We start from the raw sequence: 13,155 nt of genomic DNA, 5'->3' as shown, positions 1-13,155 counted from the left end.
TAGACTGTCAAGGAAAAGTACTTGGTTATATTAGGTGTATTGCCTGATGAATACAACTGTTTTTGTCGTGCGGACAACTTGAAAAAATATAACCTATAAATGTCTGCACAAATCAACCGACGTTTATTTCTATTGAGCCATTTAGGATACAAAGTTTCCGTTTTCAGGCTTTTTTTATACCTCAAGTACTCATTTGTATATAAATAAAAACCACCACCGAATAACATCGGCAGTGGTTCTTTGCTTGGCGGCGTCCTACTCTCCCAGGACCCTGCGGTCCAAGTACCATCGGCGCTAGAGGGCTTAACGGTCGTGTTCGGGATGGGTACGTGTGGAACCCCTCCGCCATCGCCACCAAACGCGTAGCTTACATTTCAGAGTGGTTGTTCTCTGAAAACTAGATTCGAAACGAAACATGCGAATTACAACTTGCTATTGGATAAGCCCTCGACCGATTAGTACTGGTCAGCTCCATGCATTGCTGCACTTCCACCCCCAGCCTATCTACCTCGTCGTCTTCAAGGGGTCTTACATACTGGGAAATCTCATCTTGAGGGGGGCTTCACGCTTAGATGCTTTCAGCGTTTATCCCGTCCGTACATAGCTACCCAGCGGTGCTCCTGGCGGAACAACTGGTACACCAGCGGTACGTCCATCCCGGTCCTCTCGTACTAAGGACAGCTCCTCTCAAATTTCCTACGCCCACGACAGATAGGGACCGAACTGTCTCACGACGTTCTGAACCCAGCTCGCGTACCGCTTTAATGGGCGAACAGCCCAACCCTTGGGACCTACTTCAGCCCCAGGATGCGATGAGCCGACATCGAGGTGCCAAACCTCCCCGTCGATGTGGACTCTTGGGGGAGATAAGCCTGTTATCCCCAGGGTAGCTTTTATCCGTTGAGCGATGGCCCTTCCATGCGGTACCACCGGATCACTAAGCCCGACTTTCGTCCCTGCTCGACTTGTAGGTCTCGCAGTCAAGCTCCCTTATGCCTTTGCACTCTTCGAATGATTTCCAACCATTCTGAGGGAACCTTTGGGCGCCTCCGTTACTCTTTAGGAGGCGACCGCCCCAGTCAAACTGCCCACCTGACACTGTCCCCGCACCGGATTACGGTACCAGGTTAGAACCTAGATACGATCAGGGTGGTATCCCAACGTTGCCTCCACGCAAGCTGGCGCTCACGCTTCAAAGGCTCCCACCTATCCTGTACAGATCGTACCCAAATTCAATATCAAGCTGCAGTAAAGCTCCATGGGGTCTTTCCGTCTTGTCGCGGGTAACCTGCATCTTCACAGGTATTAAAATTTCACCGGATCTCTCGTTGAGACAGCGCCCAAGTCGTTACGCCATTCGTGCGGGTCAGAATTTACCTGACAAGGAATTTCGCTACCTTAGGACCGTTATAGTTACGGCCGCCGTTTACTGGGGCTTCGGTTCACAGCTTCGGATTGCTCCTAACCACTCCCCTTAACCTTCCAGCACCGGGCAGGCGTCAGCCCGTATACTTCGCCTTACGGCTTCGCACAGACCTGTGTTTTTGCTAAACAGTCGCTTGGGCCTTTTCACTGCGGCCCCCTCGTGCTATTCACACTACCGGGGCACCCCTTCTCCCGAAGTTACGGGGTCATTTTGCCGAGTTCCTTAACGAGAGTTCTTCCGCGCGCCTTAGAATACTCTTCTCGCCTACCTGTGTCGGTTTGCGGTACGGGCACCTTCACCTGGCTAGAGGCTTTTCTTGGCAGTGTGAGATCATGACCTTCGCTACTACAATTTTCGCTCCCCATCACAGCTCAGCCTTATGATGTGCGGATTTGCCTACACATCAGCCTTACTGCTTAGACGGACATCCATCAGTCCGCGTCACTACCCTACTGCGTCCCCCCATTGCTCATAACGGCTTACGGTGGTACAGGAATTTCGACCTGTTGTCCTTCGACTACGCCTTTCGGCCTCGCCTTAGGTCCCGACTTACCCTGAGCGGACGAGCCTTCCTCAGGAACCCTTAGGCTTTCGGCGGATCAGATTCTCACTGATCTTTTCGTTACTCATACCGGCATTCTCACTTGTATAATGTCCAGCGCTCCTTACGGTACACCTTCAACCCTTATACAACGCTCCCCTACCCCTGATGCAAAGCATCAAGCCATAGCTTCGGTGGTGTGTTTAGCCCCGTTACATTTTCGGCGCAGAGTCACTCGACCAGTGAGCTATTACGCACTCTTTCAATGGTGGCTGCTTCTAAGCCAACATCCTGGTTGTCTGTGCAACTCCACATCCTTTCCCACTTAACACACACTTGGGGACCTTAGCTGATGGTCTGGGCTGTTTCCCTTTTGACAATGGATCTTAGCACTCACTGTCTGACTCCCGGAAGTAAGTCTATGGCATTCGGAGTTTGACTGAGCTTGGTAACCCTTGCGGGCCCCGCACCCAATCAGTGCTCTACCTCCACGACTCTGTTTTCCGAGGCTAGCCCTAAAGCTATTTCGGGGAGAACCAGCTATCTCCGAGTTCGATTGGAATTTCTCCGCTACCCCCACCTCATCCCCGCACTTTTCAACGTGCGTGGGTTCGGGCCTCCAGTGCGTGTTACCGCACCTTCACCCTGGACAGGGGTAGATCACCCGGTTTCGGGTCTACGTCCACGTACTACATCGCCCTATTCAGACTCGCTTTCGCTGCGGCTCCGGCTCTTCACCTTAACCTTGCACGGGAACGTAACTCGCCGGTTCATTCTACAAAAGGCACGCCATCACCCCTAAAACGGGCTCTGACTTTTTGTAAGCACACGGTTTCAGGTTCTATTTCACTCCCCTTCCGGGGTGCTTTTCACCTTTCCCTCACGGTACTGCTTCACTATCGGTCGCTAGGAAGTATTTAGCCTTGGCAGATGGTCCTGCCGGATTCATACGGGGTTTCACGTGCCCCGCACTACTCGGGATCCGTCTCGGAGGGAACAGACTTTCAATTACAGGGCTTTTACCTTCTTTGGCGGGCCTTTCCAGACCTCTTCGCTTAACCGGTTCCTTTGTAACTCCATGTGAGACGTCCCACAACCCCAAAGAGCAAGCTCTCTGGTTTGGGCTTCTCCGCGTTCGCTCGCCGCTACTGACGGAATCACTATTGTTTTCTCTTCCTCAGGGTACTTAGATGTTTCAGTTCCCCTGGTATGCCTCTACACAACCTATGTATTCAGTTATGAGTAACTGGAAATTACCCCAGCTGGGTTTCCCCATTCGGACACCCCCGGATCAAAGCTTGCTTACAGCTCCCCGAGGCAGTTTCGTTGTTCGCCACGTCCTTCATCGGCTCCTAGCGCCTAGGCATCCTCCGTGTGCTCTTAGTAGCTTAACCTCGTGCTCCGGTATTGGCTGCTCGCTTCCCTTGTTTTGCTTGCGCAAAGCCAAAAGTCGCTCCCACCCAAAACCATCGTACGTGCAATCTACCGTTTTATTGAAACTTGTTTAACACAAGTTCAGCTAAAAAGGAATGTTCTAATTCGCATTTACTTTCGTTTCGATATCTAGTTTTCAAAGAACAAGCTCCATGCAAAAGCAAGCTGTTTGAGAGTTTGAGCTCTCAAAACTGAGCAACGAGTGAGTTAAAAGCTTTACGAAGTAAAGCTCGCTTCGGAAGCATGCTTCCTGAAGACTTGTATTTGAATGTTTCCACGCGGGAAACGATTCTCCATAGAAAGGAGGTGATCCAGCCGCACCTTCCGATACGGCTACCTTGTTACGACTTCACCCCAATCATCTATCCCACCTTCGGCGGCTGGCTCCTTGCGGTTACCCCACCGACTTCGGGTGTTATAAACTCTCGTGGTGTGACGGGCGGTGTGTACAAGACCCGGGAACGTATTCACCGCGGCATGCTGATCCGCGATTACTAGCAATTCCGACTTCATGCAGGCGAGTTGCAGCCTGCAATCCGAACTGAGACCGGCTTTTTAGGATTCGTTCCACCTCGCGGCTTCACAGCCCGTTGTACCGGCCATTGTAGTACGTGTGTAGCCCAGGTCATAAGGGGCATGATGATTTGACGTCATCCCCACCTTCCTCCGGTTTGTCACCGGCAGTCACCTTAGAGTGCCCATCCGAAATGCTGGCAACTAAGATCAAGGGTTGCGCTCGTTGCGGGACTTAACCCAACATCTCACGACACGAGCTGACGACAACCATGCACCACCTGTCTCCTCTGTCCCGAAGGAAAGGTACATCTCTGTACCGGTCAGAGGGATGTCAAGACCTGGTAAGGTTCTTCGCGTTGCTTCGAATTAAACCACATACTCCACTGCTTGTGCGGGTCCCCGTCAATTCCTTTGAGTTTCAGTCTTGCGACCGTACTCCCCAGGCGGAGTGCTTAATGTGTTAACTTCGGCACCAAGGGTATCGAAACCCCTAACACCTAGCACTCATCGTTTACGGCGTGGACTACCAGGGTATCTAATCCTGTTTGCTCCCCACGCTTTCGCGCCTCAGCGTCAGTTACAGCCCAGAGAGTCGCCTTCGCCACTGGTGTTCCTCCACATATCTACGCATTTCACCGCTACACGTGGAATTCCACTCTCCTCTTCTGCACTCAAGTCACCCAGTTTCCAGTGCGATCCGGGGTTGAGCCCCGGGATTAAACACCAGACTTAAATGACCGCCTGCGCGCGCTTTACGCCCAATAATTCCGGACAACGCTTGCCCCCTACGTATTACCGCGGCTGCTGGCACGTAGTTAGCCGGGGCTTTCTTCTCAGGTACCGTCACCTTGAGAGCAGTTACTCTCCCAAGCGTTCTTCCCTGGCAACAGAGCTTTACGATCCGAAAACCTTCATCACTCACGCGGCATTGCTCCGTCAGGCTTTCGCCCATTGCGGAAGATTCCCTACTGCTGCCTCCCGTAGGAGTCTGGGCCGTGTCTCAGTCCCAGTGTGGCCGATCACCCTCTCAGGTCGGCTACGCATCGTCGCCTTGGTGAGCCGTTACCCCACCAACTAGCTAATGCGCCGCAGGCCCATCCCCAAGTGACAGATTGCTCCGTCTTTCCAGTTTCCTTCAGGCGAAGGAAACAACTATTTGGTATTAGCTACCGTTTCCGGTAGTTGTCCCAAACTTGAGGGCAGGTTGCCTACGTGTTACTCACCCGTCCGCCGCTAAGCATCAAAGAAGCAAGCTTCTTATCAACTCCGCTCGACTTGCATGTATTAGGCATGCCGCCAGCGTTCGTCCTGAGCCAGGATCAAACTCTCCAATAAAGTATTGAAAAGAGCGATAAGCTCATTTTGAATCTGACGAGATTAAACATCTCATTTGTGCTCCAGTCGATCCAAGCCAAGGCTTGTTTCAAACTTTCGCATTCATTCTGCAAGCAGAATGTTTACTCACTCGTTGTTCAGTTTTCAAAGATCAAACTTGTTTCGTTACCGAATGTTGTTCTCTTCAGCAACTTTTATATCTTATCACATCCGAACCAACTTTGCAAGCTCTTTTTTTAAGTTTCTTTCGAAGCTTATTTGATTTGCTTGCCGCACCGTGTTTCTCGTGTTTTCTTGGCCGGAATTAGAATATACCATGTACAGATTTTGATTGCAAGCCTTTTTTTCAACTTTTATAGTTACCGAAATGATACGTCCTAAACGAATATAGAGTGTCCTCCCAATGTAGCAGATTCTTATGCGCGTCCCACTTGTTTTTATTGTTTAACATTCCTAGCAGGAACTTTTCTTGGCCATAAACTATAGCTAAAGCTTATTATAAAATCGATTCCGATTATGATTCCCCACATTTTAATCAGATTATAGAAGACGGCTGTACGTTCAGCATCCCCAATCCACCATATCATGGCGAATAGAAATGCACTACCTATTGCCCAAGCCAAAAGATGTCTAAACCATCCAATACGCTCATGACGTGCATGCTCCCTTCCATATAACTTGTTGCTACGAGGATTCTCTCCGCCTTTGAACCAATACAGGAAATATCGATCCGCCCAAGCGATCATCTGATGACCATAGGCGATACTTACTCCGATATACACCGCAGCAATACCATGAATCATGCTCGCTGTAGCTCCACGTTGAAGATCTATCACAGTGGCCACCAGCAACAACAGATCCACTATTGGTGTTGCCATCAACAAACCGATGCCTAACCTTTTCATGCCAAGAAGATACCTGACACTTAGACCCGCAAACACAAACACCCAAAAGGCAATCTCACATCCTATAATGAAATAACCAATCATCTGTTAGCCCCCTTTTTTATAATACGAGTGTATTAAATATAATTTAGCACATTTGTATCATAATAATCAACAATGATATAATGTTCCTATGCCTAAAATTGTTAATCATGATAAACAGCGTATGCTCGTGGCCGAGGCAGCTTGGCGTATTATACGAAGAGATGGCATGGAACAAGCCTCTGTTCGGAATATCGCTGAAGAAGCAGGAATTTCGGTTGGTTCGATGCGTCACTACTTTTCCACTCAGTCAGAACTACTACGATATGCCATGAATCTGGTATCCGAACGGGTATCTAACCGAATCCAACACATGTCCTTCACCGGATCTCCCGTGGATAATATGAAATGTTTATTACTCGAGTTATTACCAAACACAGATGAAAAACTGGCCGAAATGGAGGTGTGGTACGCTTTTACAGCCAGATCCAAAACCGATGCAACGCTCAAAGAACTTGCCGATACAGTGTATGATGAACTCAGACAGGCTGTAGGCTATGTTATCACTCACCTGATCGAACATGATCTCACGAGACCAGATCTTGATATTAAACTTGAGATCGAGAGATTGTATGCACTCGTGGATGGCTTGGGTATCCATACGGTGCTTAGACCCGATCAGATGAATGCCAAACTCATGGATGATATCCTGGGTGTGCATCTTGCCTCCTTATGCCGTTAAACCAAAAAAACCGCAGCACATTCGTTATGACCAAGCCCTGTTACGATAACAGGAGTTAGTTCTGAATGTCTGACGGTTTTTCTTTTTATCCGATAATAATCCGGCCCTCCGGATGACGATACAGTTTCTTCTCTTTGCGCGGACGAAGAGCATACGCGATGGTTAATGGCCCAATACGACCTACAAACATGGTAACGGTAATAATGATTTTTCCCCAATTGGTCAACTCATCCGTCACTCCCACAGAAAGACCCACGGTACCAATAGCCGATGCAGCTTCAAACATCAGTGAAAGGAATGGCGCATCCTCTGTCGTAAGCAGAAGCATCACCACGATCATGAATATGATCAGTGAAACCATAATAATGGTCAGCGCCCTCATCAGTAATTCCTTCGGCACACGCTGGCGGAAAAACACAATATCCTTGTCTCCCCGAATCATGGCATACACTGCACCAATCATAATCAGGAATGTAGTCGTCTTGATCCCGCCCCCGGTCGATCCCGGGGAAGCCCCGATAAACATCAGCAGAATGAAGAAAAATTGGGTAGCCTGCCTCATCTCCGTGATATCGATTGTACTTGTTCCCGACGAACGTGTAGAGACCGACTGGAAGAAGGATGCATAGATCTTCTCGCTCCAGGTGAGTGAAGCCAGTGTATGTCCATTGGTAAATTCGAAAACAAACAACACAATTGCTCCTATACCAATCAGCGCTCCCGACACAGACAGCACCAGTTTCGACTGTAGGGATAGACGACGGCGTTTGCGATACTCAAACAGATCATTTAATACCACAAAACCTAGTCCACCAGAGATAACGAGCACGGATGCAATCAGGTTGAATATCCAGTCTCCAGTGTAATATTGAAAGCTGTTGCCTAACAGATCAAATCCCCCATTATTAAACAATGAAACGGAATGAAATATTCCATAGTATATAGCCTGAACCAATGGCATCTCTGTTGCCCAGCGCATCGCCAGTATGACAGCAGCCACCCCTTCAATGGTAAAAGAGAAGATCAACACCTTGCGGATAATGCGTACAATCCCTTCCATACTGTCTGCATTAATGGCTTCTTTGAGCAGTAGCCTGTCCTTGAGTGAGATTCGTCTGCCCAATACAAGTGCAAAAAGGGTAGCTATGGTCATGAAACCGAGTCCACCAAGTTGCATTAATACCATAATGACGAGCTGACCAAACAGATTAAAGGTCGTCCCTACATCCACAACGACAAGTCCTGTCACACATGCGGCAGAGGTTGATGTAAAGAGCGCGTCAATAAACGCCAAATGCTCACCACTTTGGTTAGAGATTGGCAACATGAGAAGCACTGTTCCAATCGCAATGATAAGCAGAAAACCACCGACCAGGATTAACGGGGGAGATAAAAATTTGGCAAAGTGAAGCCTGAACTTCATGAAGGGCACCTCTTTTAACAAAATACGAGCAAGTTAGTCTAACTTGAATCCACGACGCAGTTCCACCATATTGTTGTTGTGCTTTGAACAGAACGTTCTGATGAACATTATTTTAAGCGCCTATGTAAACCTAAAGAGGAACTTGCCTCAGCATCATACTGAACGCAGGTTCCTCTTCTATTATGAACGTATGGTACGTTCCTTATTTAATCTTGCGTACGAGGACGCATGTGCGGGAAGAGCAGTACGTCACGAATCGAAGGGGAGTTGGTCAGCAGCATGATCAGACGATCAACCCCGATTCCCAATCCGCCTGTCGGTGGCATACCATATTCAAGCGCACGGATGAAGTCATCATCCATCTCATGAGCTTCGTCGTTCCCATGTTCTTTCTCCAGCATCTGTGCTTCAAAGCGTTGACGTTGATCAATTGGATCATTCAGCTCTGTGAAGGCATTGGCATGCTCGCGTCCAACGATGAACAATTCGAAGCGATCCGTGAAGCGCGGGTCTACATCGTTTTTCTTCGCCAGTGGTGAGATTTCAAGAGGATGTCCCGTGATGAATGTCGGTTGAATCAACGTCTCTTCCACAAATTCTTCAAAGAACGCGTTCAGAATATGACCGAATGTCATATGTTTTTCAACCGGAACCTTATGTTCCTTCGCCAAGTTATGTGCTTCCTCATCCGTCATATGTACGGAGAAGTCTACGCCCACAACTTCCTTAACTGCATCCACCATCGTAACACGACGCCACTGCGGCGTAAGATCTACTTCATGGTCTCCATACTGGATCACTTGCGTACCCAGCACTTCCTGTGCAATATGAGCTACCAGGTTCTCCGTCAATTGCATAATATCCTTGTAGTCGGCATATGCCTCATACAATTCAATCATTGTGAATTCCGGATTGTGACGTGTGGACATACCTTCATTCCGATATACACGGCCGATCTCATACACCTTCTCCAGTCCGCCAACAATCAGACGTTTCAGGTGAAGCTCAATCGCAATCCGCATGTACAATTCCATATCCAGCGCATTGTGATGTGTGATGAACGGACGTGCTGCAGCTCCTCCTGCGATGGTATGCAACGTAGGTGTTTCCACTTCCAGATATCCAAGGGAATCCAGGTAACGACGCATTGATTGAATGATTTTGGAACGTGCGATAAAGGTCTGTTGTACGTCCGGGCTCATAATCAAGTCAACATAACGCTGGCGATAACGAAGCTCCACGTCAGTGAGACCATGGAATTTGTCCGGAAGCGGATAGAGCGATTTGGACAGCACTTCAAGGTCTTTAACTTTGACAGAAGTTTCACCTGTTTTGGTCTTAAAGATTACGCCAGTTACCCCAACGATATCGCCAAGGTCCAACAGGCTGAATGCCGCATACTTGTCCTCAGGCACGGTATCCTGACGAACATAGATCTGGATTCTGCCGCTCAGGTCCTGAATATGTGCAAAGCTTGCTTTACCCATTCCCCGCTTCGCCATAATCCGTCCGGCAATACTGACTTCGATGTGCTTCTCTTCCAGCTCTTCCTTGGTCAGTTCTTCATACTTTTTCAGAATGGAGCCGGCTTCTTCGTTACGTACGTATTTTTGGCCAAAAGGATCGATTCCCAATTTGCGGAGCTCGTCCAATTTGTCACGGCGAATTTGTAAAAGCTCGCTAAGTTCGGTTTCCTGATTCAAGACTTCATCCGTCATGATCTATATTCATCTCCTTATTTACATTGCAGGCATCGCGTGAGGACACTCTTCCTCAAATGTTGAAAAAGCTTCCCTAAGGAAGCTTTTGTTTACCATGCCCAACTGCTTCGTTACTATAGCTTTTTAATATCTACAATTTTATATTGAATTACGCCAGCAGGCACACTTACATCAACAACTGTACCATTTTTCTTGCCCAAGATCGCTTTACCGACAGGGCTTTCGTTGGAAATCTTGTTCTGAAGCGGGTTTGATTCAGCAGAACCTACAATTGTATATTCTGTGATGTCGCCGAATTCCAAATCTTCCACAGTAACTGTTGCACCTACACTCACGACATCGGTGTCAATCTCATCACTGTTAATAATGCGTGCGTTCCGAAGCATTTTCTCCAAAGTAATAATACGACCTTCAATGAAAGCCTGTTCGTTCTTGGCATCTTCGTATTCAGAGTTCTCACTGATATCTCCATACCCGATGGCTACCTTAATCCGTTCAGCCACTTCGCGGCGCTTCACTGATTTCAATGTTTCCAGTTCTTCTTCCAGCTTCTTAAGTCCCTCTGGTGTAAGGATAACTTCCTTGTCGCTCATCTCAACCGATTCTCCTGTCATGGGAATAATTTGATTGTACGGCAACGGAATCAGTGGTAATTACATAGCTCCGCCCGCATACATCTTCAAAACTATATGAAGTTCTCCAGAGAAATAGAATATTCCTCCTGATGACTAGCCTTTAATTAACGCACATGGCGAATTTATACTGTGAAAGTATAGGGGAACGATCTCGAAAAGTCAATGTTACGTCATCTGTAGCTGTAAACGTTTTACAGACTTATTACGATGCACTTCCGGCAATTACCGGTTCTGACTCCAAATTACCTTCACTTTTCAGCTGACTCACAAAGTTCTCCAGAATCTGTACCATCTCATCCCGCTTGGTGCCTTCCATAATAACATCCTTGATACGGGCAGATCCTTTCAAGCCTTTCAGATACCAAGCCAGATGTTTACGCATCTCGCGTACGGCAACTGTCTCATTCTTCAATGCAATCAGGCGATCCATATGCAGGATGGCAACACGGATCTTCTCTTCGCCATTCGGGTCAGGAAGCAATTCCCCCGTGCTTAAGTATTGAATGGTACGATACAGCATCCATGGGTTTCCCAGCGCGGCACGACCAATCATAACCCCGTCACAGCCCGTTTCATCCAGCATACGGCGTGCGTCCTCTGGTGTATGGACATCACCGTTGCCGATCACCGGAATAGAGACAGCCTCTTTGACATCTTTGATGTGTGACCAGTCAGCAGTGCCTGTATAGAGTTGCTCTCGTGTTCGGCCGTGTACACTTACCGCCTGTCCGCCTGCACGTTCCACCGCGAGCGCATTCTCAACCGCGAAGATATGCTCGTTATCCCAGCCAATACGCATCTTGACCGTTACCGGCTTCTCAACCGCATCTACTACAGCGGATACCATCTCATAGATCTTGTTCGGATCAAGCAACCAACGTGCACCTGCATCACATTTTGTTACCTTAGGCACAGGACATCCCATGTTAATGTCGATGATGTCTGCATTCGTTTCCTTGTCCACAATCTTGGCTGCTTCTATGAGGGAATCACGATCTCCTCCAAAAATCTGAAGGCTCAGCGGTTTCTCACGCTCATCTACAAACAACATCTCCCGTGTACGCTGGTTGCCATGGACAATGGCTTTGCCACTCACCATCTCCGCACATACGAGGCCTGTTCCGAATTCTTTTGCGATTAATCGAAAAGCCGGATTACATACGCCAGCCATCGGCGCAAGTACGACCTGATTTTTCATTTCAATGCCACCAATGTTAAGCACGGTAGTCGTTTCACTCCTTTTACAATTCTATATAAATCAACGATTATGGTTCGATCGATATCTCTATTGTTATAGCATGACAAAACCGAAACGGTCCTAGTTACCCTGCAACTCCTCGATACTGATTGCCAGCACACCAGCAATTCGATCCAGTTCTTGCTGTGATACCTTACGGTTCCCCCGCTCAATGGTTCCCAGAATGGCCAGCGAGATGCCGGTCTCGGCAGCAAGTTCATGTTGTGTTAAACCTTTCAGCTTCCGGAATGCCCGGATTCGATTGGCCAATTGCATGTTTTCCAAAGCTGTATTCCATCCTTTCCATCCAGTACAGACAACGATGCGTGTACAAAGGTATACAAACCTGAAACCTCGTCCTCCGGTACGATATCCGACAGTGGCACCAGTACAAAAGCCCTTTCGCCCATACGGGGATGAGGCAATTGGAGCAATTCGGTATCTCGCGTCTCACCCTGCATCCAGAGCAGATCCAGATCAACGGTGCGCGGTCCCCAGCGAATATCACGAACACGACCAAGCCGGTTCTCGATATCCAGTAATTCCGTAAGTAACTGCTCCGGTGTCAGCATCACCTGTACGGCGACTGCCATATTCAGAAACGCAGGCTGATCTACATATCCTACAGGTTCCGTCTCATATAGCGAAGAACAACGCAGAACGAATATATGAGGGTGTTCATCGAGCAAAGACAACGCCTCAAGCAACGTCTCTTCCCGGTCACCCAAATTGGCCCCTAAAGCAATATAAGCCTCTGAAGATTCAGAGGTCGAATGTGCAATCATGATCGGTTCTCACTTTCTTGTGCGGCGAAGCTCTACCGTTACGCCCTCAAAATGAATATCGAATGGCGGATGTGGCTTCGTCACCTTGACTGTCAATGCATTGATAATAGTATAAGTGTCTAGTAAAGAAGATGCAATATGTTCGCCCAAAGCTTCAATTAACTGGAATGATTTATTCTCTACAATCTGTTTGACTAGCTCATGGATCTCCGCATAATTGATCGTTTTGGTCAGATCATCATTACGTCCAGCCTCACTCAGGTCCATGTCAATCTCCAGATCAATATAGTAACGTGCCCCTAGCTTCCGCTCCTCGGCAAATACACCGTGATATCCGTAATACTCCATGCGATGCATAACCATTCTATCCATACGATCCGCCTGCCCTCTATATATATTGAAATTCTAATCTATTTGAAGTTATTCCTTAGCTT

The 13,155-nt window shown here is 48.0% G+C and carries 9 protein-coding genes and 3 rRNA genes; 1 reads left to right on the top strand and 11 read right to left on the bottom strand.

What is annotated here, in order from left to right:
• Positions 1–242: 242 nt before the first annotated feature.
• The 4 genes from rrf to MKZ12_RS00405 form a co-directional block, all read right to left on the bottom strand.
• Positions 243–359 (bottom strand): 5S ribosomal RNA (gene rrf / locus MKZ12_RS00420).
• Positions 360–435: 76 nt separating this feature from the next.
• Positions 436–3,361, bottom strand: a 23S ribosomal RNA gene (locus tag MKZ12_RS00415).
• Between the two features lie 339 nt (positions 3,362–3,700).
• Positions 3,701–5,252: ribosomal RNA gene (locus tag MKZ12_RS00410) — 16S ribosomal RNA — on the bottom strand.
• Together the 16S, 23S and 5S rRNA genes form the textbook arrangement of a ribosomal RNA operon.
• Positions 5,253–5,689: 437 nt before the next feature.
• Positions 5,690–6,241, bottom strand: a complete 552-nt coding sequence (locus MKZ12_RS00405; protein WP_339258190.1) for a hypothetical protein — start codon at positions 6,239–6,241, stop codon at positions 5,690–5,692.
• A gap of 88 nt (positions 6,242–6,329) precedes the next feature.
• Between MKZ12_RS00405 and MKZ12_RS00400 the strand changes: the two genes are divergently transcribed.
• Positions 6,330–6,920: a TetR family transcriptional regulator C-terminal domain-containing protein gene (locus MKZ12_RS00400; RefSeq protein WP_339258188.1), complete on the top strand. Its 591-nt coding sequence runs from the start codon at positions 6,330–6,332 to the stop codon at positions 6,918–6,920.
• A gap of 85 nt (positions 6,921–7,005) precedes the next feature.
• Here MKZ12_RS00400 and MKZ12_RS00395 read toward each other — a convergent pair whose 3' ends face one another.
• From MKZ12_RS00395 to folB, 7 genes are all read right to left on the bottom strand, one after another.
• Positions 7,006–8,343, bottom strand: coding sequence for a TrkH family potassium uptake protein (locus MKZ12_RS00395; RefSeq protein ID WP_339258186.1), 1,338 nt, complete (start codon positions 8,341–8,343; stop codon positions 7,006–7,008).
• A gap of 206 nt (positions 8,344–8,549) precedes the next feature.
• Positions 8,550–10,061 (bottom strand): lysine--tRNA ligase, encoded by a 1,512-nt coding sequence (gene lysS / locus MKZ12_RS00390; protein ID WP_339238954.1) that lies wholly within the window; start codon positions 10,059–10,061, stop codon positions 8,550–8,552.
• A gap of 116 nt (positions 10,062–10,177) precedes the next feature.
• Positions 10,178–10,657: a transcription elongation factor GreA gene (gene greA, locus MKZ12_RS00385; RefSeq protein WP_076216743.1), complete on the bottom strand. Its 480-nt coding sequence runs from the start codon at positions 10,655–10,657 to the stop codon at positions 10,178–10,180.
• A 244-nt stretch (positions 10,658–10,901) separates the two neighbouring features.
• The gene (dusB, locus tag MKZ12_RS00380) at positions 10,902–11,921 is read right to left on the bottom strand and encodes a tRNA dihydrouridine synthase DusB (RefSeq protein WP_339238953.1); all 1,020 of its coding nucleotides are present in this window, start codon (positions 11,919–11,921) and stop codon (positions 10,902–10,904) included.
• A gap of 96 nt (positions 11,922–12,017) precedes the next feature.
• Positions 12,018–12,221 (bottom strand): helix-turn-helix transcriptional regulator, encoded by a 204-nt coding sequence (locus tag MKZ12_RS00375; protein ID WP_026081371.1) that lies wholly within the window; start codon positions 12,219–12,221, stop codon positions 12,018–12,020.
• Positions 12,173–12,721 carry a 2-amino-4-hydroxy-6-hydroxymethyldihydropteridine diphosphokinase gene (folK, locus tag MKZ12_RS00370; protein ID WP_339258184.1) on the bottom strand — a complete coding sequence of 183 codons (549 nt, stop codon included), beginning with the start codon at positions 12,719–12,721 and terminating at the stop codon, positions 12,173–12,175. The genes MKZ12_RS00375 and folK overlap by 49 nt, the downstream gene beginning before the upstream one ends.
• 9 nt (positions 12,722–12,730) lie before the next feature.
• The gene (gene folB / locus MKZ12_RS00365) at positions 12,731–13,093 is read right to left on the bottom strand and encodes a dihydroneopterin aldolase (RefSeq protein WP_339238951.1); all 363 of its coding nucleotides are present in this window, start codon (positions 13,091–13,093) and stop codon (positions 12,731–12,733) included.
• Between the last annotated feature and the right edge of the window lie 62 nt (positions 13,094–13,155).

Origin of the sequence: Paenibacillus sp. FSL R5-0713 (assembly GCF_037973325.1) — a bacterium.
Lineage (GTDB): Bacteria > Bacillota > Bacilli > Paenibacillales > Paenibacillaceae > Paenibacillus.
The sequence above is the reverse complement of the archived record's forward strand: the minus strand, read 5'-3'. Positions and strand labels throughout refer to the sequence as shown.

Excerpts from the sequence above, each read along its gene's own strand:
- greA (WP_076216743.1), bottom strand. The coding sequence starts at position 10,657 with ATGAGCGACAAGGAAGTTATCCTTACACCAGAGGGACTTAAGAAGCTG.
- folK (WP_339258184.1), bottom strand. The coding sequence starts at position 12,721 with ATGATTGCACATTCGACCTCTGAATCTTCAGAGGCTTATATTGCTTTA.
- folB (WP_339238951.1), bottom strand. The coding sequence starts at position 13,093 with ATGGATAGAATGGTTATGCATCGCATGGAGTATTACGGATATCACGGT.
- MKZ12_RS00395 (WP_339258186.1), bottom strand. The coding sequence starts at position 8,343 with ATGAAGTTCAGGCTTCACTTTGCCAAATTTTTATCTCCCCCGTTAATC.
- MKZ12_RS00405 (WP_339258190.1), bottom strand. The coding sequence starts at position 6,241 with ATGATTGGTTATTTCATTATAGGATGTGAGATTGCCTTTTGGGTGTTT.
- lysS (WP_339238954.1), bottom strand. The coding sequence starts at position 10,061 with ATGACGGATGAAGTCTTGAATCAGGAAACCGAACTTAGCGAGCTTTTA.
- MKZ12_RS00400 (WP_339258188.1), top strand. The coding sequence starts at position 6,330 with ATGCCTAAAATTGTTAATCATGATAAACAGCGTATGCTCGTGGCCGAG.